General features: G+C 57.1%; 19 protein-coding genes, 3 tRNA genes and 1 pseudogene. 9 read left to right on the top strand and 14 right to left on the bottom strand.

The features are described 5' to 3' along the window. The first annotated feature begins 56 nt into the window (after window positions 1-56). Window positions 57-1304, top strand: a complete 1248-nt coding sequence (locus PG897_RS02680; protein WP_024941339.1) for a diguanylate cyclase — start codon at window positions 57-59, stop codon at window positions 1302-1304. A 107-nt stretch (window positions 1305-1411) separates the two neighbouring features. Here the strand turns inward: PG897_RS02680 and PG897_RS02675 are convergent, their stop codons facing one another. Continuing rightward, entirely contained in the window at window positions 1412-1882 is a 471-nt protein-coding gene (locus tag PG897_RS02675) for a glycine zipper 2TM domain-containing protein (protein WP_005300039.1), read from the bottom strand. Between the two features lie 19 nt (window positions 1883-1901). Here PG897_RS02675 and aat point away from each other — a divergent pair, with 19 nt between their 5' ends. The 3 genes from aat to infA all read left to right on the top strand — a co-directional run bounded on the left by aat (window position 1902) and on the right by infA (window position 3609). Next, window positions 1902-2609 (top strand): leucyl/phenylalanyl-tRNA--protein transferase, encoded by a 708-nt coding sequence (aat, locus tag PG897_RS02670; protein WP_017779997.1) that lies wholly within the window; start codon window positions 1902-1904, stop codon window positions 2607-2609. Then, on the top strand, window positions 2606-3322 hold the full coding sequence (locus tag PG897_RS02665) for an arginyltransferase (RefSeq protein ID WP_005300035.1): 717 nt from the start codon (window positions 2606-2608) through the stop codon (window positions 3320-3322). Before aat ends, PG897_RS02665 begins: the two co-directional genes overlap by 4 nt. A 68-nt stretch (window positions 3323-3390) precedes the next feature. Continuing rightward, the gene (gene infA, locus PG897_RS02660; RefSeq protein ID WP_005300033.1) at window positions 3391-3609 is read left to right on the top strand and encodes a translation initiation factor IF-1; all 219 of its coding nucleotides are present in this window, start codon (window positions 3391-3393) and stop codon (window positions 3607-3609) included. Window positions 3610-3678: 69 nt separating this feature from the next. Here the strand turns inward: infA and clpA are convergent, their stop codons facing one another. Further along, window positions 3679-5931, bottom strand: a complete 2253-nt coding sequence (gene clpA / locus PG897_RS02655; protein ID WP_010634216.1) for an ATP-dependent Clp protease ATP-binding subunit ClpA — start codon at window positions 5929-5931, stop codon at window positions 3679-3681. 59 nt (window positions 5932-5990) lie between these two features. After that, on the bottom strand, window positions 5991-6308 hold the full coding sequence (clpS, locus tag PG897_RS02650; RefSeq protein WP_005300028.1) for an ATP-dependent Clp protease adapter ClpS: 318 nt from the start codon (window positions 6306-6308) through the stop codon (window positions 5991-5993). Window positions 6309-6537: 229 nt separating this feature from the next. Here clpS and cspD point away from each other — a divergent pair, with 229 nt between their 5' ends. Then, window positions 6538-6756, top strand: a complete 219-nt coding sequence (gene cspD / locus PG897_RS02645; protein WP_005300025.1) for a cold shock-like protein CspD — start codon at window positions 6538-6540, stop codon at window positions 6754-6756. Window positions 6757-6862: 106 nt separating this feature from the next. On the opposite strand, the gene folD is transcribed toward cspD, so the two are convergent. After that, the gene (gene folD, locus PG897_RS02640; RefSeq protein WP_005300012.1) at window positions 6863-7726 is read right to left on the bottom strand and encodes a bifunctional methylenetetrahydrofolate dehydrogenase/methenyltetrahydrofolate cyclohydrolase FolD; all 864 of its coding nucleotides are present in this window, start codon (window positions 7724-7726) and stop codon (window positions 6863-6865) included. A gap of 203 nt (window positions 7727-7929) precedes the next feature. Between folD and PG897_RS02635 the strand changes: the two genes are divergently transcribed. From PG897_RS02635 to PG897_RS22575, 4 genes and pseudogenes are all read left to right on the top strand, one after another. Next, window positions 7930-8006: transfer RNA gene (locus PG897_RS02635), tRNA-Pro, on the top strand. Window positions 8007-8042: 36 nt separating this feature from the next. Further along, window positions 8043-8119: transfer RNA gene (locus PG897_RS02630), tRNA-Arg, on the top strand. A 49-nt stretch (window positions 8120-8168) separates the two neighbouring features. Continuing rightward, window positions 8169-8244 (top strand) — tRNA-His (locus tag PG897_RS02625). A 126-nt stretch (window positions 8245-8370) separates the two neighbouring features. Beyond that, window positions 8371-8632: pseudogene (locus tag PG897_RS22575) on the top strand (IS481 family transposase); the annotation flags it as partial. 398 nt (window positions 8633-9030) lie between these two features. Here the strand turns inward: PG897_RS22575 and PG897_RS02620 are convergent. The 10 genes from PG897_RS02620 to vasH form a co-directional block, all read right to left on the bottom strand. After that, on the bottom strand, window positions 9031-9477 hold the full coding sequence (locus PG897_RS02620) for a hypothetical protein (RefSeq protein WP_143248372.1): 447 nt from the start codon (window positions 9475-9477) through the stop codon (window positions 9031-9033). Then, window positions 9464-12112 carry a peptidoglycan DD-metalloendopeptidase family protein gene (locus PG897_RS02615; RefSeq protein ID WP_270828730.1) on the bottom strand — a complete coding sequence of 883 codons (2649 nt, stop codon included), beginning with the start codon at window positions 12110-12112 and terminating at the stop codon, window positions 9464-9466. Before PG897_RS02615 ends, PG897_RS02620 begins: the two co-directional genes overlap by 14 nt. A 12-nt stretch (window positions 12113-12124) precedes the next feature. Then, window positions 12125-12523, bottom strand: a complete 399-nt coding sequence (locus PG897_RS02610; protein WP_155292464.1) for a hypothetical protein — start codon at window positions 12521-12523, stop codon at window positions 12125-12127. Window positions 12524-12576: 53 nt separating this feature from the next. Then, window positions 12577-14625, bottom strand: a complete 2049-nt coding sequence (gene tssI, locus PG897_RS02605; protein ID WP_216989296.1) for a type VI secretion system Vgr family protein — start codon at window positions 14623-14625, stop codon at window positions 12577-12579. A gap of 10 nt (window positions 14626-14635) precedes the next feature. Next, a complete protein-coding gene (locus PG897_RS02600) occupies window positions 14636-14923 on the bottom strand; it encodes a type VI secretion system PAAR protein (protein WP_005300007.1) in 288 nt (95 codons plus the stop codon). Between the two features lie 257 nt (window positions 14924-15180). Further along, the gene (locus PG897_RS02595) at window positions 15181-16611 is read right to left on the bottom strand and encodes a VasL domain-containing protein (protein WP_201885038.1); all 1431 of its coding nucleotides are present in this window, start codon (window positions 16609-16611) and stop codon (window positions 15181-15183) included. A gap of 46 nt (window positions 16612-16657) precedes the next feature. Then, complete coding sequence (gene tssM / locus PG897_RS02590; protein WP_201889292.1) at window positions 16658-20143, bottom strand: type VI secretion system membrane subunit TssM; 3486 nt, start codon at window positions 20141-20143, stop codon at window positions 16658-16660. Window positions 20144-20184: 41 nt separating this feature from the next. Beyond that, window positions 20185-21624 carry a type VI secretion system protein TssA gene (gene tssA, locus PG897_RS02585; RefSeq protein WP_201885040.1) on the bottom strand — a complete coding sequence of 480 codons (1440 nt, stop codon included), beginning with the start codon at window positions 21622-21624 and terminating at the stop codon, window positions 20185-20187. An 8-nt stretch (window positions 21625-21632) separates the two neighbouring features. Then, window positions 21633-22238, bottom strand: coding sequence for a type VI secretion system-associated protein VasI (gene vasI, locus PG897_RS02580; RefSeq protein WP_201885041.1), 606 nt, complete (start codon window positions 22236-22238; stop codon window positions 21633-21635). Then, a complete protein-coding gene (gene vasH, locus PG897_RS02575) occupies window positions 22238-23776 on the bottom strand; it encodes a sigma-54-dependent transcriptional regulator VasH (RefSeq protein ID WP_201885042.1) in 1539 nt (512 codons plus the stop codon). Before vasH ends, vasI begins: the two co-directional genes overlap by 1 nt. Window positions 23777-23778: the final 2 nt, after the last annotated feature.

The raw sequence follows: 23778 nt of genomic DNA, 5'->3' as shown, positions 1-23778 counted from the left end.
CACAAGGGATATAAAAGGCATGCCGCAAGGCATGCCTTTTTGCTTTAAGGAGCCGGATGAAACAGAAAATATTGATTGTCGAGGATAGTCTGACTATTCGTCGCATGCTGATCCAGGCCATTGCCCAGCAAACCGGGCTGGAAATCGATGCGTTCGAAACCCTGGAAGGGGCCCGACACTGTCGGGGAGAAGAGTATGTGGTTGCTCTGGTGGATCTCACCTTGCCGGATGCCCCCAGCGGAGAAGCGGTCAAGGTATTGCTGGAGCGCGGCCTGCCGGTGGTGATCCTCACCGCCGACATCAGCGAGGATAAACGGGAAGCCTGGCTTGAGGCCGGGGTGCTCGATTACGTGATGAAAGATTCACGTCACTCCCTGCAGTATGCCGTCAGCCTGGTCCATCGCCTCTACCTCAACCAGCGTATCGAAGTACTGGTGGTCGATGATTCCCGTACCTCCCGCCACCGCACCATGGCCCAGCTGCGCAAGCAACTGCTGCAGGTGCACGAGGCGAGCCATGCCCGTGAAGCGCTGGCCCAGCTCGAACAGAACCCGGCCATCCGGCTGGTGCTGGTCGACTACTATATGCCAGAAATTGACGGGATCAGCCTGGTACGTATGTTGCGCGAGCGCTACAGCAAGCAGCAGCTCGCCATCATCGGGATCTCGGTGTCGGACAAACGCGGCCTCTCCGCCCGCTACCTCAAACAGGGTGCCAACGACTTCCTCAACCAGCCGTTCGAGCCGGAAGAGCTGCAGTGCCGGGTCAGCCACAATCTGGAGGCGCTGGAACAGTTCAACAGCATCCAGGAGTCGGCCAATCGTGACTACCTGACCGGGCTCTACAACCGGCGCTACTGGTTCAACGAGGGTCAAAAATGGTTCGAGGAACACCAGCGCCAGGAGACGCCGCTTGCACTGTGCGTGCTCGATGTAGATCACTTCAAGCAGGTCAACGATCACTGGGGTCACGCCATCGGCGATCAGCTGTTGTGTCACCTCACCCGTCTGCTCACCCAGTTCTTCCCCGATGCCATGATCGCCCGCTTTGGCGGCGAGGAGTTTGCCCTGATGGTGCCTCACTGCACCGTGCCCGTGCTGCTCAAGCGGCTGGAAGGGTTGCGCCAGCAGATGCGCCAGCAACCGCTGTCACGGGAAACGCCGCTGTTCGTTCGCGCCAGTTTCGGGGTGATCCAGGTCGGGCGCGTCTCCATGGACGAGGCATTGAGCGAAGCGGATCGCCTGCTCTATCAGGCCAAGAACACCGGTCGTGACAAGATAGTGTCTCAAGGCTCAGCGGCCTGATCGCACCATCCCGGATGCTCGTCGTGTAGTACCGCCCGACCGCAGCCCCTCCCCGGGCACACGCCGGGTTCCCCTCCTGTTACCTCCCCGTCATGCCACAGCCCTGCTCAGTAGGTCTTGTCGACCCGCACGCCATCGTCGAAATAGAGGATGCGCACCTTGTCACCGTTCATGAATACCATGGCCGGATCGTAATCCTGAATGACGTTGACCAGCCCGTTCTGTTCGTTGCGAATGAGCAGTTCCACCAGCTTGTTCTCCACCACTGTGCCGCCGGATTGATACTGCTGCGCCGCAGCGGCGCCCGCCAGGGCCCCGACAGCGGTGGCGATTTCCCGACCGTGACCACCACCGAACTGGTTGCCAAGCAGACCACCCAGCACTGCGCCGCCCAGGGTTTTCCAGCCTGAACGCTCGGATTCCAGGATCTGACGCTGGGTGATGTTACGCACCGTTTCAACCTGGCCAAACACCACCTGATTCACGGGCCTAGCGGTATTGCGCTCGTAGACCTGGGCCCAGGCGGGCGCAGTGACAAAGCAGAACAAGCTGGATACTATCAGGATAATGGCCTTCATCTATGAACCTCGTTGCCTTATGTCTCGCTATCTTACCCAATTGGATGATGAGCTGTGCTGGTTTCCCGACCCCGAGCACGCCCTGGATGAACCCAACGGCCTGCTGGCGATCGGTGGCGATCTCTCCCCCGCCCGTTTGCTGGCAGCTTACCACAAGGGGATCTTCCCGTGGAACGAACCCCACCAGCCGCTGCTGTGGTGGTCACCCGACCCCAGAGGCGTAGTGCAGCCGGCGCAACTGCACATCGGCCGCAGCCTGCGCAAATTTATCCGCCGTACCCCATTCGATATTTCCATCGATCGCGCCTTTAATGAGGTGATAGCGGCCTGCGCCGCCCCCCGTCGCAGTGCCAGTGGAACTTGGATAAGCACCCCCATGATCGACGCCTATCGACAGCTGCACCGCCTTGGCCATGCCCACTCCATCGAGATCTGGCAGGATGGTCAGCTGCAGGCCGGCCTCTACGGCCTCTCCCTCGGCCGGGTGTTCTGTGGCGAGTCCATGTTCAGTCGCATCGACAACGGCGCCAAGCTGGCCATGGTAGCCCTCTGCCAGCACTTTGCCCGGCATGACGGGGCCCTGATCGATTGCCAGATGCAGAACGACTTTCTGGCCACCATGGGAATAGAGGAGTGGCCGAGAAGCAAATTCCTGACGACGCTGACCCAGCTGAGTCGGCAACCACTGGCGGCCGGCTGCTGGCAGGCGGGGAGCATGACACTATGACCGAAGAAGTGATCCTCAAGGTAGGACTGACCCCCAAGCATCAATGCAGCTATCTGGGTCATGAACAGGAACAGCTGCTGGTATTGATGGATCACAGCCTGCTCAACGCCAGCGGTTACGAGCGCCTGCTGACGGCCGGCTTCCGCCGCAGTGGCAACGACATCTATCGCCCCCACTGCCCGGCCTGCAATGCCTGCCAGTCACTGCGCATCCACAGCGAACGGTTCGTGCCCAGCCGCAGCCAGAAGCGGATCCGCCAGCTCAACCGGGATATCGAGCTGGTGCTGAGCTACGATGACAAGCCCGAATACTATCAGCTCTATGAGCGCTACATTCGCGAACGCCACCATGACGGCAGCATGTACCCCCCCAGCCGCACCCAGTACAAGGGCTTCCTGCACTGTGACTGGATGCCGCCCCTCTATCTGGAAATGCGCAAGGATAATCGGCTGATCGGGGTTGCTACTACGGATCTGCTGCCCCATTCCCTCAGCGCCATGTACACCTTCTTCGACCCGGCCCATGCCGATCGCTCACTCGGTACCTTTGCCATTCTGAGCCAGTTGGAACTGGCCAGGCGTACCGGCCGCAGCTGGCTGTATCTGGGCTACCTGGTGGAGGAGTGCCGCAAGATGAATTACAAGAGCCAGTACCTGCCTCATGAGCGTCTGATACAGGGAGAATGGAAAAATATCGACAGCAAGCCCGAGTAAACTTTACACATAGCCTTAAATCCGGCATGATCCAGCGGATTTTTGTTGTGGCTTATCAAGAGGATTCAATGGCTAAAGAAGACAGTATTGAGATGCAGGGCACTATTCTCGAAACCCTGCCCAATACCATGTTCCGTGTGGAACTGGAAAATGGTCACGTGGTTATCGCTCATATTTCCGGCAAGATGCGCAAAAACTACATCCGTATCCTGACTGGAGACAAAGTAACGGTAGCTCTGACTCCGTACGATCTCTCCAAGGGACGTATTGTTTTCCGCTCTCGCTAAGCCAGGAATTCAGCAAAAAACCCCAACCTTTCGGTTGGGGTTTTTTGTGGTCTTTCGACCGTTCAATGCTTAGTGGGAAACGGCTTCAACATTGACCTGATAGTCAAAGCTGAGGCTGTCGTTTATCAACTCAACCTTCACAACCCCCCCATCGACCAGCGCCCCGAACAGGATCTCGTTGGCCAGGGGTTTCTTGAGGTGTTCCTGGATGACCCGCCCCATGGGTCTTGCCCCCATGGCCCTGTCATACCCTTTCTCGGCCAGCCAGTGGCGGACACCCTCGGACACTTCAAGGGATACCCCTTTCGCATCCAGCTGAACCTGCAACTCGACGATGAACTTGTCGACCACCTGATGGATGATCTGCATGTCCAGATGGTTGAACCAGATGATGTGATCAAGCCGGTTGCGAAACTCCGGACTGAACGTCTTGTTGATCACCGCCATGGCATCGTGGCTCATATCCTGCTGCTGGAAGCCGATGGACTTGCGCTGGGTCTCCTGCACCCCTGCGTTGGTGGTCATCACCAGGATCACATTGCGAAAATCCGCCTTGCGCCCGTTGTTGTCAGTCAGGGTGCCGTTGTCCATCACCTGCAGCAGCAGGTTGAACACGTCCGGATGCGCTTTTTCGATCTCGTCCAGCAGTACCACTGAGTGCGGATGCTTGAGGACAGAGTCGGTCAGCAGACCCCCCTGCTCAAATCCCACATAACCGGGGGGCGCCCCGATCAGACGAGAGACGGTGTGGCGCTCCATGTACTCGGACATATCAAAGCGCAGCACCTCGACGCCAAGCGCCTTGCCGAGCTGCTGGGTGACCTCGGTCTTGCCTACCCCGGTCGGGCCGGCAAACAGGAAACAGCCCACTGGGCGACGCTCGTTGCCCAACCCCGAGCGGGAGAGGCGAATGGAGTCTGTCAGCACCTCGATGGCCTTGTCCTGGCCAAAGACCACCATCTTGAGATTGCGCTCCAGATTCTTCAGCACTTCCTTGTCGGAAGAGGAGACTGATTTCTCCGGGATGCGGGCAATCTTGGCGACGATGGTTTCGATCTCCTGCACATTGATCACTTTCTTGCGCTTGCTCACCGGCAGCAAGCGTTGACCCGCCCCGGCCTCGTCGATCACGTCGATCGCCTTGTCCGGTAGATGGCGGTCATTGATGTACTTGGCGGAGAGCTCTACCGCGGCACGGATGGCCTTGACGGTGTAACGTACCCCGTGGTGAGCCTCATAGCGGCTCTTGAGGCCCATCAGGATGCGCGTGGTGTCATCCACGCTGGGCTCGACGATGTCGATCTTCTGGAAGCGACGCGCCAGGGCGCGGTCTTTTTCAAAGATCTGGGAGTATTCCTGGTAGGTGGTAGAGCCGACGCAACGCAGCAAGCCATTGGAGAGCAGCGGCTTGATGAGGTTGGCCGCATCCAGCTGACCACCGGAGGCAGCCCCCGCCCCTATGATGGTGTGGATCTCGTCGATGAAGAGGATCGCCCCTTCCTGGCGCTCGATCTGCTTGAGCAGTACCTTGAGGCGCTTCTCGAAGTCACCGCGATATTTGGTCCCTGCCAGCAGCGACCCCATATCCAGGGAGTAGATTGTACTGCCCGCAATCACCTCGGGTACATCGCCCTTGACGATACGGTAGGCCAGCCCTTCCGCGATGGCTGTCTTGCCCACGCCGGCTTCGCCCACCAGCAAGGGGTTGTTCTTGCGACGGCGGCAGAGCACCTGAATGGTACGGTTGAGCTCCTGATCGCGCCCGATGAGGGGATCGATACGCCCTTCCAGTACCAGCTGATTGAGGTTGGTGGCAAAGCTCTCAATCTGGGCAGCAGAGACCTCGTCGTCAGACTCGACATTGTTGCTGCTGTTGTCCGGTTTGCTGTCTTTGCGTACTCCATGGGAGAGGAAGTTGACCACATCCAGCCGGCTGATCTCGGCTTTTTTCAGGAAGTAGGCGGCCTGGGATTCCTGCTCACTGAAGATGGCAACCAGCACGTTGGCTCCACTGACCTCGGTGTTGCCGGAGGACTGAACGTGGAACACGGCGCGTTGCAGCACGCGCTGGAAGCCCAGTGTGGGCTGGGTCTCGCGGTCTTCATCATCACGGGGAATAAGCGGGGTTGTTTGACTGATGAATGCGCTGATCTCTTTGCGCATCTGCTCCACGTCAGCACCACAAGAACTCAGCGCCTCATTGGCTGAGCTGTTATCCAGCAGGGCTAACAACAGGTGCTCGACGGTCATGAATTCGTGGCGCTCGTCACGGGCCAGTTTGAAAGCCTCGTTCAGCGTCTTTTCTAGATCTTTATTCAACATAGGCACCTCCCCTAGTACAGCAACAATGTGGTGTCGTCATCGCCATCAAGTCATCAGATTCAAGCCTTTTCCATGGTACAGAGCAGTGGATGTTCGTTGTTACGTGCATAGGTGTTGACCTGGACCACTTTGGTTTCGGCAATCTCGGCGGTGAATGTGCCACAGACTCCCTTACCACTATAATGCACGCTCAGCATCACCTGAGTGGCCTTGTCCAAATCCATACCAAAGAACTTTTGCAGCACCTCCACCACGAACTCCATCGGTGTGTAGTCGTCGTTGTTCAGGACGACCTTGTACATGGGTGGCGGTTGCAGCTTGGTTTTCTCTGCCTCTGCAATCTCTTCATTAGCAAAGAGTTCTTTCTGCTTGCTCATAGTCGCGCTTTGGTACCTCTAGATTACTACCGCCTAACACAAGATTGGTCAATAGACTTGTTAACCAGATCACATCAGTTGTTAACAACTCCTTGACTCGCTCAAAAGTTAGACTAGATTGGTTACTTGCTAATCGGCGCCCGTCTGCTATGGGCTATGTTACTAGTTATAAAGGGCTGGCGCAGGTTACTCAACGACTTCAAGGTAATCAATAAAAGGATGTAGATGTATGGCAACCGGAACAGTCAAGTGGTTTAACAACGCAAAAGGATTTGGGTTTATCTGTCCGGAAGGAGGTGGCGAAGATATTTTCGCCCACTACTCCACGATACAAATGGAAGGCTACAAGACGTTGAAAGCAGGTCAAGCAGTCAACTTCGAACTGCAGCAGGGGCCGAAAGGCAATCATGCCTCTGTCATTGTGCCAAACGAAGCACAGAACATGTAAGAGTCGAACTGGATAAATAAAAAAACCGGTAACCTTGCGGCTTGCCGGTTTTTTTATTGCTGCGAGCCAGAGGAGAAGCGAATTCTCCTGACAGGTCAGGCAAAGATCATTTTGCGTTGTCGTGATAGTCCTGACAGGCGCTCAGGGTGTTTTCCATCAGGCTGGCGACCGTCATGGGGCCCACCCCACCCGGTACGGGCGTGATGAAGGATGCGTGGTTGCGGGCAGTCTCAAACTCCACGTCACCGACCAAAGAGCCATCCGCCAACCGATTGATACCCACGTCGATCACCAGTGCCCCCGGCTTGACCCACTCACCCGGGATGAAATTGGGTTTGCCAACGGCGACCACCAGCAGGTCGGCACGGCGAACTTGCTCTTCCAGATCCTGGGTGAAACGGTGGCAGGTGGTAGTAGTACAACCGGCCAACAGCAGCTCCAGCGTCATCGGCCGGCCAACGATGTTGGACGCACCGACCACCACCGCATGCAAGCCGTGTGTCTTGACCCCGGTCGTTTCAATCAGCGTCATGATACCTTTGGGCGTGCAGGGGCGCAGTGCCGGAATTCGCTGTGCCAGCCGACCCACGTTGTAGGGGTGGAAACCATCCACATCCTTGTCGGGGCGAATACGCTCCAATACCTGAGTCGTATCGCAGTGAGCCGGCAAGGGGAGCTGCACCAGAATACCGTCAACGTCTGCGTCTTCATTCAGCTTATCGATCAGTGCCAACAACTCTTCCTGGCTTGCCGTCGCATCCAGATCGTAAGAGCGGGAGATAAAGCCCACCTCTTCACAGGCACGCCGCTTGCTGCCGACATAGACCTGAGAGGCAGGATCTACCCCGACCAGGATCACCGCCAGACCCGGCGCCCGTTTTCCTTGTGCCAACCGCTGTTGGACTTGCGCTGCGACCTGATTGCGAATCGTTTGCGCAACCTGTTTTCCATCAATGATTTTGGCAGACATCGTTCTTCACTCACCATGTGTTCAACTGCCGCGCATTGTCGCATTTTTTTGCCACGGGTGTTAGCGGCTCTCGCATGGAGGGCAATAAGTAGGCATTTGAATTCATTGGTGGAAAAATTCGTTGACGCTGGCTTTCCCGCTTGGGTATGATGCCGGCCCGTTGCCCAGTACAGCCGCTGTCGCTATGCTGGAGACGAGATTTTCGGTGATTAGCGCAGCCCGGTAGCGCATCTGGTTTGGGACCAGAGGGTCAAAGGTTCGAATCCTTTATCACCGACCAGGTTTTTCGACATGCCGCCAGGCTTGTCGAGGCAATGCGCCCTTAGCTCAGTCGGATAGAGCAACGGCCTTCTAAGCCGTGGGTCGCAGGTTCGAATCCTGCAGGGCGCGCCATTGATGATATGCATCTCCCCGATGCAAGCATTGATGGTTATCTTCAGTGGTGGCTGTAGCTCAGTTGGTAGAGTCCCGGATTGTGATTCCGGTTGTCGTGGGTTCGAGCCCCATCAGCCACCCCATTATCCCTTTCAGAAAACATTCAATCTTATCTATTTAAATCCAGTAGAAACAACCCTCTCTTATTGCGTCCTGATGGTTGCCTGCAAAATGTCTTTAAGGCATCCGTGTCGGTACGGGCGCTTTAGCTCAATGGTGAACATATTCACCTGTTCGAACACTTCAGCCGTAGCTTCAAAAGCACCACACTGCCTCGAGGAACTGGTGACGGACGGCCGACACCTTCTTCATTCGCATGCTCAAGGGAGTAGGCAAAGTGTATCCACAAACCGTGTTGGACTGCTTCAACCACCGCGCTACACCACCAGCAAGCTGACATTGACCTCGGCCCATGCGCTCAACGAAACGGTACTACCGTTCTTCGTGGCTCACGAGGCGCGGGTCTATACCACCTAGACAGCTATTTCGAACTCTGCACAACCAGCGCCCCACACTAGGGCAGAATAATGAAAAAACAGCCCTTTCTAGCGCATATTCAAGAAGGTTCTGAAATTGATGATGACAGAAGAGCATACTAAAGTAACGTAAACAAGACACCGGTTTTAGGCCGGTGTCAGGTGATAACTAGATCTGTACAGCTGAGTCGTTACAACACTAAACAAATAAGCTGATTGAAATAATGTTAGAATTATCTTGTCAGTACTTTAAATCACTCTGGTGAATTAATATTAAAGAAGAAACGTCCCAAAATATAAAAACAAAACGTCAGCTTTAGAATAATACCTTACTATGATACTATTTATATAGTAAACATGTGACAACTTCGCGATTATTTTTATTTAAGATGCTCAATCAAAAATACACTTTCTCATCATGGCAGTTTCGTCACCATTATTTTCTAAAATAAAATCAGGCTGCTTATTCCAAATGTACAACTTTTTCTTTTTATCAAAAAATCCATACCAATTAACAACAAGAGATTTACCATTCACAGATAGTTTAGCAATCGGTTTCTCTAGAGAGATAGATGACCAGTTTATTTTTTCATTTCGTGACTCCAACACGTCAACAAAAAACAATTCCGAAGAACCATTTTTTAACTCCTTTAATCTTGCAGAAATTAACAGATTATTGTCATTTACATTAACTCTTACCCCTCCCCCATCAGATACTATTATATTGCCTCCGAATCCACCACAATTAACAGACCAATAACCAACATATGTTCCAATGTTAGCGTTAGCCGTACTAGAAGATACCGCTAGCAACATAAATACGATTCTACTGAACATCATTAAATAACTCCAAAAAGCCTGGCTTTATAAAAAGACTTGTTTTTCCTAAACGTTCTTCAGAAAGAAATTTTTCGTAGGAACTCAAGCATTCATCAATTTTTTTAATCGGTTGACCATGTCGACCAGGAGGAAGGCTCGCCCATTCATAACTGCAACTATCTTCAATAGCTTCCTTTATTTTATTATTTACTATCATGGACAGTGCATTTCCACGAACTTTTTCTTTCAAGAAAACTACACAAAGCAGATCCTGATATATTGGTGAAAAATCTTTTATTTTATATTTCTTGCGCCAAAATTCAGTCGATGGGTCATTCCATGTATAGCCCATAACTTGATAGGCGCCAGCTGCCGACGATATATATTCAACATTTGTTTTTTTATTCTTACGCGTTATTTTAATTTGTGGATGATCATTAAATGTTCTATTGTAGTCTTTTATAAAAGATTGGCCGCCAAACAGTCTTTCATAACCACTGTCGGTATCAGTCCCTTCACACATTCTAATCATTCTCATAAAGGCTCTAATTCTCAACTCAGCCTCCGAAGATAATGAAATGTTCATCAATAGCGAAAATGGATGAAAATGCCATACATTAGGCCCAGCAATCTTAACTTTACCAAGATTATCCATCCACCCTAATTCCTCCACCCGTTTAACCTCATGTTCAATTAAAGGCGGGAGAGCAGTGACTTTACAAAAAATACTTTTAAATCGCTCCATCATCACTTTTGATGCCGGAACCCACCACTCGCTGCTATGCTTCACCACCATCCCTTTAACTCGATCATAGTTCTCTATGCTATCGACAGCATTCTCCAACTTTTTAACTGTAAGATCATTATCTTTCAACTCTTTATCATCTGAAGCATGACGATACAGGTTCAGGAAAAATGGGGGGATCTTAGCCGGATCCAAGGCTCCATCACTATCAGAGCCATCAATCAGCGTGAAGCCTTTATCCTTCCACTCTTTACTACTAACTACTGCCTCTGCTCGTGGATCGTCACTAAATAACTCTATGTGGACCATATGCTTGCTAGACATTCCCCCTTCGGTAGAAGTTGGTGCTTCGTACAAACCAAGATAGCCAATGGTTTCGCCAGCACGAATTGGTACCGGGGTTGGCAATTCATACAGCTCGCCCAAGTGAGTCGGCTCCTGGTCCTTAATCTCAATATTCTCTTCTTCCACACATAACCAAACAAAACGACCAAGAGGCTGTACGACACAACGGGCCATACGTCGCGCTCTACCACGAACTTCCTGCCACTCGCATCTATGTGCATCAAAGCTGATCAGACTTCCGGCTGGGACACTAAAAACACTATCACCAGCCACATAATGTCCTGTTTTCCCTTTTTGAGCTTTGGGATCGGCACGACCAACCATATCTTCTTTCACACGAGCTTCTATTTTGTCATATACCCACATAGGCCTAACAATGTTGCCTATTTTTTCTATCGCACTCGGGTCTTGTGCCATCCAAAGGTTATCAATTCCTTTTGTGGCTAATACTTCTTTGCTACTAGCACCGTTACTCAGCACCTTGATACGAGCAAATTCGAACTCCCCTTGACCTGTTACATAACCACGTTGTGCAGTAACACCTTCGACAAGTTCGAATTCCTCTCCCGCTTTCAAGGTTAGTGCGGGAAGTTGGTAATCATGATTCGGTACACTATGACGCACCCGCCATCCCTTTTTTAACCGATAGCGGCTGTTTTTCGGCCATTTATCCCAAGGGCATAAATGCATATACAGAGTGTAATAAGTGAAACCTCCATCTTCTTCCTTCGTCCCCTTATCAGAAGTATTATCCCTTGGTGTGGTATCCTTAGCTCCGTCAGCTGGTTTATCTTGCTTGAACTTGTGACGAACCAAGCAAAAAGAATTGGAATAGCGATACTCTTGCCCTTTATATTTGCTAACCAAATAATCAGGCATCATTCGAAAGGCAACCACCTCACCATCGGCAATACATCTAACTGGATGGATATTTTTTACCCAAGGAGCTTTCTTATCACTAATATGAATACCGCCATGCCAAGTGTTAAGACCCAATAGATAGTTAGCCTCATTTCCTAAAAGAGACGCTAATGACTTGGCATCTTTAAACTCCTTCCCATCCGCCTGGGTAATAGGTAAGCAAGGAGATGTGGGAGGTATAATATCTATGAGCTTACTAATAGCGGCGTTTTTATTAACCCACCACTCTTGAGGGTTGACAATTTTTCCGGAGGAATCTTTTATCTGATAATGAATATGCATTGCATATTGGTTTTCTTTTTGCGGTCCTCTACCGCCCATTCTTCCAATCTGGGTAACTCCAGCTTTAACAGGCTCGCCCTCAGTTACATCTTGTGATAGCAAGTGGAGAATTTCATGACTAAAACCTTTATTATCCAGTATTTTTACTGTGCCAAATGAGCCACCTGAATATGAAACTTTACCATCAATCGGTGAAAAGGCCGCGGGATGTTGCATATTAATCCCTGTCTGCCCACCTATATAATTGAAATCAACGCCTTTATGCGGTCCTGATGCCCTCTTTTCACCAAAAGGGGCTGTAATATGTGGTTTTTTCCCATCGCGAGGAGGAAGTATCAAATTCATGGCGATATCAAAAGACATATATACCTCCACCTACATAGAATGATCAGTTATTTTTACGAGATACCAACACTTGTCTTTTTTGGAAAAAGACAACGACACTTGATAACCCGAATCACGCCCCTTGATAACAGCCTCTAAGTTATCCTTGTCAATTTTAATCTCTCTATCGCCATCAGCGCCTTTACTACTCACAACAGGAAAATCTGACAACTTAAAAAAACGAGATTCATTTACCTCTTTAATGTCACCATCCAGCTCTTGATAAAAAACAATATCAACAGGTTTTGCTGTGTATCTAGTTTGAACTTCGATTTCATTAATAAAAATTCGAGAAAAACCATCAAAACTGTCAGCAGGACAGGACTCTGCAATACATTGGGATGACATGAAGAGAAGGATAACTAGCTTAAAAAGCTGTGGGATTTTCATAGAATCTCCAAACTTAAAAATTCCAATGATTAATTTGAAAAAACATTTTAACTCTATCGCCCTGAAAAACTGACTTTTGCCAGAGTTTTCTCTTCTTTCAAGAGCGCCTCCATCGCCTTCTCGGTGGGGATGGTCTTGACCAGTTCGACCAGTTCGGGAGCCTTGACCACTTCTACTCCCTTGGGCACCACGGGAGCCTTCCCCCCCCAGCCAGAGCCTGAACCTGCGCTGCCGCCGGCATTGAGTTTGATGGCGGGGCCGACCAGCTTGATGCCGCTAGGATCCACTTTCACAAAGCTGCCGCCTCCCTTGAGGGTTATTTCAGAACCCGCCTCCAGCACCAGCTTGTCGCCCACCTTGATATGCACTTCCTGACCGGCTTCCACCAGCAGGGATTGCCCCAGCTTCTGGTGCAGGCTGGCATCCACCGTCAGCGAGTAGTCGGCTTTTATCTGGTCGCGCTTCTCCCCCTCCACCGTCAGGTGGTCATTGGCCTTGATGCGGGTCACCCGCTCATTGTCGATATCGGTGTGCTGGTCGTGCTTGATATGCCAAGCCGCGTCGTTCTCTATCAACACGTTCAGGTCTTTCTGACCGTGGATATAAATCTCTTCCTGCCCCGCCTGGTCTTCAAAGCGCAGTTCGTTGAAACCCTCACCCTGGTGGGTCTCGGTACGCAGCACGGTGCGGGTCTTGTTGGCCGGTAACTCATACGGCGGGCGGTTGGTGGCGTGGTAAGTTCGACCCGTCACGATGGGCTGGTCCGGGTCCCCTTCAAGGAAACTCACGATAACCTCGTGGCCGATGCGCGGGATGGCCATCATGCCATACTGACCGCCGGCCCAGCCCTGGGAGACTCGCACCCAGCAGGAGCTCTGGTCATTGGAGCTACCATATCTGTCCCACGGGAACTGCAGCTTCACCCGGCCGTGCTCGTCGCAGTAAATCTCCTCACCGTCGGGGCCCACCACCATGGCAATTTGCGGGCCATCCACCATGGGCTTGTGAGGGGCCTCCGGGCTGCCGATGCGCGCCCGCCAGGTGGTACTCGCTTTCACCACGCCAAATTCGTTGTGGTAGACGGTGGGGCCGCTCCCACCCTCCTCTTCCAGCGCCTGTGGCTGCAAACCGGTGTGCTGGATGCGCACGATTTGCCAGTCGGTGTTGAGGCTGCTATTGGGGTGTTCGGTGAGTGAGAAGCTCTGCCCCGGCTGCAAGGCCGCGCAGTTGGACTTAGCCTGGCCCGCCACTGCATCGTTGCGCAGCGCATCCAAGCGGTGCTGGGCAAACGCCTTGCCGCTCGGGTCCTCTTTGTAGCGACCCGGATAGTCGAAGTGCTGGTAGGTGTCGCGCTGGTGCGCAAGCTCCACCCCCACCTTCTTGTGGGAGAGGCCATAAGCCGGGGTCTTGAAGCTGTAGTCTTTGAGCTCCACATCCGAGGGTCGTACCGCCTCCCGGTAGTGGAACTGACGGACATAAGGGCCCTGTTCCGGCGAACGGTTGCCGAGGTTGAAGAAGAGCTCTGGGCCGGCAGTCAGGGCGGCTGCGTCATCGGCAAACACGATACGGTGCTTGCCCTGCTCGAATTCGTGGAAGTAAAACATCCCCTCTTCGGCGGCGAGGCGGTTCACGAAATCGAGGTCGGTTTCCCGATACTGAACGCAATATTCCCGCTTGGTATGCTCGTTTTTCAGGGCAAAGGCATAGTCGGTGATGCCGTGCTCTTGCAACAGGATGCTGAGGATTTCATCGGGCTTTTGCGCCTGAAAGATTCGGGAGTTCTGGCGAAGTGACAGCCGCCACAGGGCCGACTGCACCAGCAGCTGATAGCGGGTGCGGCGAAAGCCGCTGTCCCCTTGCGCGAAGTCACTCACCACCCCGCACACCCGGCGCTGCAGCTCGCCATTGTACCACACCAGCAGCTCGCACGGCTGGTCCAGAACGGCGCCAAAGTCGATGTCGGGCTGGGCACTCGCCAGCTCCAGGCGCAGGTTGAACGGCCGGTTCAGCGCTTCATCAAGCGCAAACTCGGCCACCACGAAGGTGCTCTCAGGCAGGGCCCCCACCTTGACGGTAAATTGTAATCCTGTGCTGTCTGCCATGAAGCGCTCCTTAACCTGCCTGTCCGCTGCCCGAACCAATCACCACGCCGCCGCAGCCGACGGCGGTACCGGTCACGGCGATGGGCTTGCCGTTGACCAGCACAGAGCCGACCCCGCCCGAGATGCTGCGCGGATGGGGTGGATTGTTGGGTTTGTCGTGGGGGGCCAGCGGATCACCCTGGCGGGCCACCGGCTTGCCATCGAGGAATACATCGGGGCTGGCGGCAATCACGGGGGATGGGTGGAAACCCTCGTGGTCGGTGCCGATGTCACCGAGCAATGCAATAGAAGGACACATCTGGATTCTCCGTGGGGCAACCATGGTGCAAGCGCAGCCTGGTGCAGAGACAGTTGAAGCGGCGACCCAGCAGCCTCCATGCCATGGCAAGGTCACCCATAATCACATTAAAAATCAGTCAATTACGATTCAAGCTCGTTGAGTCTGACAAATCTGCTGCAATCCATTGCGCAAGACAGGGCAAGTTTTCCGGCAAACCTTGCCTTGCCAGTCAAATTCACCATACCTTGCGCAACTCTTTGCTCAGACCAGCATTTTCAGCTACCAGAAGCGCCCTGTTGCAGCTGATAGAGGCGGATGTTGAGCGCTTTCAGATCATTTTCCAGGCTCTTGAGCTCGGCTGCCGTGATGGGCTCCTGAGAGGCTTTTCTCGCCTCCAGTTCATCCAGGCGCAGACTGAACGGGATGTTCTGCATCAGGTTCTTCTGCACTTCGTAGAGCTGGGATTTGAGGTAGGAGATGGTCACCGTCTTGCGCTGGCGCTCCAGCTCCAGCAGCTGATCAAGCAGCGCATCCACCCCGGCGCGGGCATCCAGATAGGTGGGCACGCTGATGACATCCCCCTGCTGGCTGCCAAGCTGCGTCTGCCACTGCTTGTCCAGCGCCTTGACCGCCAGCGAGTCGGGATAGAGCATCTGTAACGAGTTCCGCAGTCCCTCACCGTAGCGATACCAGTAGAGCGGCGACGTCTGCTCGAGCCGGGTCAACTGGTTCTGGTAGCGGGCTACCAGATCGCTCTCCATGTTCTGCAGAGTCTGCTCCCCCAGCACGATGCGCGCCTGGCGAATGTCGTCGTAGCTGAGGGCTCGGGGCAGCTCGGCGGCCGGCTGTACCAGGCGCTGGGCCGCCACGGTTTTCTCCTGCTGATGTTGCTGCCAGCCGAGCCACCCCATCACTGGCAGGGCGCAGCTGAGCAGGCCACAGCCAAACCAGAACCAGGCGGGACGCTGCCGGCGGTGCTGCTCAATCTTCAGCACGGTGGGCTTGACCTGCCCCTTCTCTCGCCCCACCAGAATGCTGCCCTGGGGCAGGTGCGGGGTCGATGCCGAGACCGTGCCGCCGTGCTCACTCTCCATGTCGGACTTGAAGAACACCATGGGCGGGATCTGCAGATCCTCCTTGAGGCCCGGCTCGTCGGAGACGATGACGATCTCGGTCTCATCGAACAGGTGGGTATACCCCTCGATGAAGTGCACCAGATTCTCGACCCGGGGAATGCGGCTCAGATCCGCGTTGTGCAGCTTCTCGCTGATGAGCTGCAGCGCCCGCTCGCAGCGATAGATCAGCCGCTTGTCCTCGTGGCTGATCTGGTACTGGCGAATGACGTCGCTGATGCGGGCGATGAACCAGTCGAGCATCTCGATGCGGGCCCGCTCCTGATGCACCGGCGGCCAGAAGCTCTCCCACTGGGTGACGATGAGGTTGGCGAGAAACTCGCACCCTTCGGTAAAACCGCTGAGCCCCTGCAGGCGCGAACGGGCCAGAGTGAAGTAGATGGCGGTCTGCAGATCCACCCCGTGTTTTTCGAAAATAAGGCTGGCGAGCTGATGGATCCGCTGCCAGTCCACTTCGGGGCGCGAAGCGTGGCTGAGCTTGTTGATCTCGGCCCGCAGCGCCTCATACTCCGGCAACATCCTGGGGTCGCGCCCCACTTTCAGGGCCTGCTGACCTTGTTGATTCTGTGACATATGAACTTCCAACGCAGGAAGGGGGCACAGCGTGCCCCCGACGCGATCAATAGAGGGATTCGGGCAGTCTGAACTGGCTGAACAGGCCGCCGGTGAAGGGGTTTTGCGCGCTGTCGGTGTAGACGCGATAGGTCATGGCCCCCTGATCCACCGGGAAGCGCACATCGAAGGTGGCGTCATTGACCTGGGTCAGCTCCCCCTTGTCCATCAGGCGGAACATGGCCCAGGGGCCGACGAAGCCTTCACTGCGCGGTGAGCGCTCGCGGGCAGCCGGCACCAGGGTTATCTTGCTCTCGGCCCCGTCACGCATGGTGTTGGGCCACACCAGCGGGATCTTGGTACGGCGGCCATGGGCGTATTCCAGCAGTTGGCCATCCAGGTTCAGCACGCTGCGCCGCTTGTTGGCGGTGAGCTCGATGGGCTCGAGGGCGAACTGCACCTCCAGGTTGCCCTGCTGGCTGAAGAAGATCTGACGGATGCGGGCAGCACGGTCCAGCTGCTTGACCAGTTCGGCCTGGATGGGCGAGCTGAACTCCCCTTCCATCAGGCCGCTCTCCACCATGGGTTTGAGGTTGACCTGATAGAAGCTGTCCAGCGTCCCGTTGGGTGCGAAGAAGCGCTCCATCTCGGAGAGGGGCACATCCTTGTTCGAGCTCGGGTCAAACGGATAACGACCGGCCAGCTGACTGTTGAAGGGGGCCAGTACCTTGTCCTGCCACTCCTGGTTGAGGGAGGACATGGCAAGGTCGATCACCAGCCGCGAGCTCTGCTCGGAGAGCTGACCCACCCAGCGATCGAGCGGGGCCGGCAGGCTGCGGGCATACTGCTGCAGGGCGAACACCGGATCGGCGTACTTGTTGGTCATGCGCAGCTGCACCGCTTTCAAGGCGGACTGACCCGGCTCGGTAGCGTTGACGATGAGCTCCAGGTAGTGCTGCAGCTCCACCAGCTTCTGGTTGACCTCCTGAATGAGCGGCCCCTGCTCACCACGTCCAGCCAATACTCCATTAGTGGCCATAAAGGGGCGACCGATGCGGGCGCTGATGGCCTGGGCCGGGTCCCCTTCCACATCGGAGATCTTGCGAATGCGGGTGTTGTCATCCAGCGAGGCCAGTACCCGCTGGAACGGCTGATCGTTGCCGGTGATGGCGGCAAGCACATCCAGCGCCTGCTCAGGGCTCTCCAGGGTTTGCACATCCAGATTGGTCAGCAGTTTCTGCCACTGGTTGACGTAATCGGTGACGTAACGGTCATTGACCTGACGGGTGATCTCCTTGCGATCCGCCTCGCTCAACTGGCTCAGCTTGCGCTGGCCCAGCACCCAGGCATCCATCGCGGTGAGATCGATGAGCGCCTTGTCTTGCTTGAGGAAGAAGTCGTTGAAACCGGGCCAGGTCAGCAGCCGCGGTACCTGGCCGGCGTTGTCGCTGCGCAGGGCAAACACGGTGTCGAAGGTGGGGCCCACCTCGTCACGCACGTTGAGATCCGGCGGCAATACATCACCGGCCTTCACCACCAGATTCTGGTAGACCCGCTGATACATGGGCAGCTTGCCGAGCTCGCGCTGGGCACCGTAAACCGGCTCCTTGAAGGGCACGAAGGCGGTGATGGCGGCCTGATCCCGCTCAACCCTGGCGCCATACCAGTTGGTGTGATCGAGGGCATAGTCCAGGTGCCCCATCAGTTGCTCCTGCACCGCCCCCTGCCCCGGGAAGGCCTTCTGCCAGCGGCTCGCCATGTACTGCGCCACCAGCTCCTTGTTGCGACCAGACGCATCGTCCAGCATACGCATCACCCGCAGGATGGCGAGCTTCTCCTCGCTCCCCGCAGGTGCCTGGTTGAGATCCTCAAGCAACCCCTGCATCTGGGCCGGCAGGAAGCGCAGGCTCAACAGTTGCAGGTAGGAACCCTCCACATAGGGACCAATCTCGTCCCCCTGATAGAGGCCGAGGTCCGCCACCAGCGGCATCCGCTCACGGTAGTTGCCAAAGGAGAGGGTCGCCTCGCGAATGAGGTTGAGGCGCGGCAGCTGGCTCACCCCGAAGGCGTGGGCATCAGCCACCTCGTTGGTCTCCATGAAGGCCTGGGCCTTGGTCAATACGTTGCGGCCCGCCTCCTCGTTGACCCGATAGAAGTAGTGCCAGCCACCGATGAGGGCTGCCGAGAAGAGCGACAGGCAGCTGAGGCCGATGGCCATGCGGCGCCGGCGATAGAGGGTGTGCAGCCGGTTTTCGCCGGCCAGATGGGCCTCTGGGAAGATGATGGAGGAGAACAGCTGGCGCACGAAATAGGTGTTGGACTCCCCGCGCAGGGCCGAGTGGATGGGCTCTGGCAGGTTGTAGCGGCGGGAGGCCGCCTGGGCAAACGCATCGAACGGCACCCCTTGCTGATAGACGGAGCTGACATAGACCCCGCGCACCAACAGTGGCTTGCTCTCCTCGATGGCCAGAGTCTCGGCCAGCAGGCTGGTCACGTAATCCTTGAGGCCCGCCAGCTGGCGCACGAACGAGAACAGCGCGTTGCGCTGGGCGGCATCGAGCCGGCTCAGCATCAGCTCGGGCAGATTCTGGTTGAGGTTGTCCACCCACTGATCCCAGAACAGGGCCAGATCCTTCTGCCAGTCGGCGCCCGGCTTAAAGGTCACCCCCAGCACGGCCTCGCGGGCCTCCTTGTCGAGCTGCTGGTAGATCACGTCAAAGCCGCGCAGCAGATCGAGCTTGGTGAAGGTGACATAGAGCGGCAACCGGGTATTCATGGTGGCCGACACCTCCTGCAGGCGCGAGCGCATCAGCTGGGCATAGGCCTTGCGCTCGGCCACGCTGGCGTGGGAGAGCCAGGCCAGATCCACGGTCAGCACCAGGCCGTTGAGGGGCTGGCGACGGCGGTGTTCATTGAGCCAGCCAAGCAGGTGCAGCCAGAGCCGCTCATGCTTGCGGGCCTGCGGATCCAGTTCGGCTTCGCTTTGGGAGAGCAGCACCCCGGCGGGATCCAGCATCACTGCCTGTTCCCCCAGCCAGCAATCCACCAGCTGATCCTGTGCCACGTCGCGCAGTTCGGTATCGAGTCTCGGGTTGAGCTTGTTGGCCGGGTTGGCGCGGTGGATCAGGCTGCTCTTGCCGCTGCCGGGCAGGCCCAGCACCAGATACCAGGGCATGGCGTAGAGCGCCCCCTTGCCCAGATGGGTATTCAGCGCCTGCAGCCAGCGATCGAGGAACAGCGCCTGCCTGTCGATGAGCCCCTTGATCGGATCCTGCTCCAGCCCCTGTTCGTGCTGACGCTCGGCCTTGAGCTGCTGCATCTTGCGCCACACCCGCCAGGAGACTACCCCCAGCAGCAGCCAGAGCCAGAGCAGGGTGAACACCACCCGCCCCCACAGCGGCTCGAACGGCTTGGCGCCGCGCACCTCGAGACGAGGCCCCAGCCACCACACCAGGATGAGAGCCAGCACCCAGAGCACTGCACCGAGCAGGGGCCAGGAGGGCTTCAATTTCGGCAGCTGTTGCCGCAGAAAAGTAAAAATGGTTTTGAACATAAAATGTGATCCAACTCCGACTCAATGACTCATTTCGGCACTCATTTCGACAACGGCGCCGCCAGGCTCTCCAGGCGGTTGACCAGCCCGGGCTCCCAGTGCGACAACCCGAGGCGACTGGCCTCTTGCCACAAGTGTTGATAGTGCTGGCGCGCAAGCGCCTCCATGCCTTCCTGCGCCAACAGCTCCGCCTGCACCAGCAAGGCGTGGAAGCGATCTCTTGGCTCTTTCAACTGCGCAATCCGCTCATCGAGCAGGGCGAGCGCCGCTGCAACCCCCTGCTCGCCGTGGCGCTGGGCCACCTCCTCGGCCAGCCCAGCTTCGCCACTGCCGGCACTGCCGCCCTTGGCCGGTTGCAGCCAGCGGCTGCACTCGGGGGAGAGAAACGGCGAGCCGTCGCTGAAGGCGAGCTCCCGCAGGGCCGGCAGGCGCTGCAGAAAAGTCCCGAGCTCCTCGGCGATCGCTTGGGCAACCGCCCCAAAGCCAAGCTTCTGGGCCACCTCTGCCGAGAGCCTGTGCCCCTCGAACCAGTAGGGCGCCAGGGTCAGACTCTGCTCGATGCGCTGCCAGAGCCCCTGATCAGGGGCGTTCATGGCGGCGCGGTACTCGTCCACCATGTCCGCCGACATGGGCGCCAGCGGGGTTTTATTGCCCGCCCCGCTCATGGGAACCGCCGTGATCCCGGCCCAGACGGCATGACGGCGCAGCCGATAGCCCACTGCCGCCTCCGGCTGGCGCTCGATCAGGAGCTCCGCCACCTTGAGCTGGGTCTGGCGCCAGGCGCGATCGTTGGAGCTGTCGACATCGATGCCGGCACTGCCGCCACCGCCGCTGAGCAGCATGGCGCCGCTGGCACTCGGCCCAGCCGATGCCGGGTTGCCCGTTGCCGCCGCGCTGCTGCTCTGAGGCTGCCCAGCAGCATCAGCCTGCGCCTGTGCCACCTGCTGGCGCTGGGCCCGCTTCAGCCCCATCACCAACGGGTCGAGCAGCTCTCCCTTGTCGGGACACTGCGCCAGCCAGACCTGCTCCAGCTGCTCGGCCTGGGCCAGCAACTGGGCCAGCTCGGCTGCCGAAGCGCTCTCGCAAATGCGCGGCAGTGCCCCTTCGAAGCGCTTGACGATCTGCACCATCAGCCGCTGTTTCTGGCTGGCATTGCCGGGCCAGGCCAACAGCCAGTAGGCCTGGATCCAGGCCTCCAGCAGGCTGATCGCCGCCCCCAGCGGGGTCGCCTTGGCTGGGTGCTGCAGACAGCGCAGCAACTGGGCCAGCACCCGCATATCCTTGGTGCGGCTCTCCAGCAAGCCGAGGCAGGCCTCGGCCACCGCATTGAGATCGACCTGGCTGTGAGCGAGGGAGCCCAGCTTGACCAGCTCGGTCTCCACATAGTCCCAGCGCGGCTCGTCGGCCAGCACGGCGCCTCTGATCTGTTCATCCGGCAGGCTGGTGAGCAGGCGTGCACACCAGGGGTGTTGATAGCTCATCGCCCCTCCTACCAGCGGCACTGCTGACGCAGCGGTGCCAGCGCCTCTTTCAGGCCGCTCAAGTCGACCCGCAGAAGGGCACCGTTGTTGGCCCGCACCTGCAGCTCGCGATGGCCCAGCCAGCGTTTGAGCTCTTCGATGGCGGGCAGACCGCGGCCATATTCCAGCAACAGACCCTGATCGCGAATAAACCAGCTCTGGGAACCGGCACTCGGCTGACCATCCAGCTCGACCAGCACCTTCTCGCCGCTCCAGGGCTGATCCAGCCGCAGCCGGATATGGGTGATGCTGTCGACGCAGCCGATGGAGAGCGTCGCCCCGCGCAGCGCCGGACGGGTCAGTGTTTCACTGCCGCGCGCCTCATCGCTTTGCAACAAGAAAGGGGCACTCGCTGGCGTGCGGGCCTGCTCCTGAGCCCAGATGGCCTGCCAGGCCGCCGATTTTGGGGAGTCCCCTTCGGTGGCACTGGCCGCGCCATTGCCGATGGCGTCGTAGCAGGCGAGTCGCACCAGCGGCGAGGGCTCCTGCCGGCAGGCCTGCCAGCGCGCCATGTCCAGCGGAGCCTCGGCCGCACTGGTGGCCAGCAGCAGAGGCAATAGGGCGATGACGCTCATCAGTTCACCTCCAGTTTCTGGCACTTGTGATCCAGGGTGCGCTTGGGAATGTTGAGACTCTCGGCCACCAGCATCCGGTTGCCGTGGAAGTGGCGCAGGCGCGCCTCGATGACGGAGGCCTCGTACTGCTGCATGGCCCGGCGCAGATCGCGGATGTGGTTGTAGTCGTCCATGTAGCCGGGCAACTCGACGCAGACCCGCTCGCGCAGCTCTGGCGGCAACGCCTCCAGCCCCACCTCCTCCCCGGAGCGGGTATGGGCACAGGCCACCTCCAGCAGGTTGCGCAGCTCGCGCACGTTGCCGGGAAAGTCATAGGTCTGCAGCTGTTTCAAGAACTTGCGCTGCAAGCCGGCGAGCGTCTTGCCATCCTGGGCGGCAAACTGGGCCATGAAGTGCTGGCAGAGCAGCGGCACATCCTCGATATGCTCGCGCAGGGGGGCGATCAGCAGCAGGCACTGGCAGAGGCGGTGGTAGAGGTCGGCCCGAAACCGTCCCTCCTCCACATGACGGGTGAGCGGCTGATGGGTGGCGGCGATGAGGCGAAAATCGGAGTGATATTCCTGCTCGGCCCCAAGCGGCCGGTAACTGCGGGTTTCCAGCACCCGCAGCAGCTTGGCCTGCATGGCGGCGGGCATGTCGCCCACCTCGTCCAGAAACAGGGTACCGCCGTTGGCCTGGGCCACCAGCCCGGTCTTGTTGGCAAGGGCGCCGGAGAAGGCCCCCTTCTGGTAGCCAAACAGCTCGCTCTCAATGAGGTTCTCCGGGATGGCGGCGCAGTTGATGGCGACAAAGGGCTTGTTGGCGCGATCGGAGCACTGGTGCACCAGCCGTGCCACCACCTCCTTGCCGCTGCCAGTCTCACCCTGGATCAGCACGGTCAGCTTGTGCTGGCCAGCCTGGTTTATCTGCTCGCGCAGCCCGCGGATCACCGCCGACTGGCCGACCAACTGATCGCCGAGCAGCTTCTCGTGCTGGCGCAGCCGCTCCCCCTCTCCCTTCATCTGACGCAGGGAGTCACGCAGTACCCCCTGATCCCGCCGACTGCGACCGAGATCGCGAATGAGGGTGAGCTGATTGCAAAAGACCTGGGAGAGCTGGGCCAGCTCGGGGCCGTCGGCCCAGGCCCGCAGCACCTCCCCTTCATCCATCAGGGCCAGCACGGCAAACGGCTTGCCGTTTCCATCCAGCAGCGGATAGGCGTGCAAGCCGCACTGCTGGCCAAGGTCGGCCAGCAGTGCGCGAAAACCGGCGTGCTCGATGCGGGCACCGCCGTAGAGGGAGTCCCAGGTGCGGGACTGAGCCTTGTGCAGCACATAGGCCAGCGGATGGGAAAAATCGTCCACCGCCAGCCCCAGCGTCACTTCCTTCCCCCTGACCCAGCCTTTGCATTCGAGCTGACGGCCGCTCACATCCAGCATGCCGAGCAGCAGCCCCTTGGGCTGGAAGCTGGCATGAAGGGTCGAGCTCCACCAGTGGCACAGATGCGGCTCATCGCGCTGGGCGGTGAGGGCCAGGGCAAATGCGAGGGCTTGCTCCATAC

The sequence above is a fragment of the Aeromonas sp. QDB20 genome, assembly GCF_027707805.1.
Taxonomy (GTDB): Bacteria; Pseudomonadota; Gammaproteobacteria; order Enterobacterales; family Aeromonadaceae; genus Aeromonas; species Aeromonas dhakensis.
This window is presented reverse-complemented; position numbering and strand designations above follow the sequence as displayed.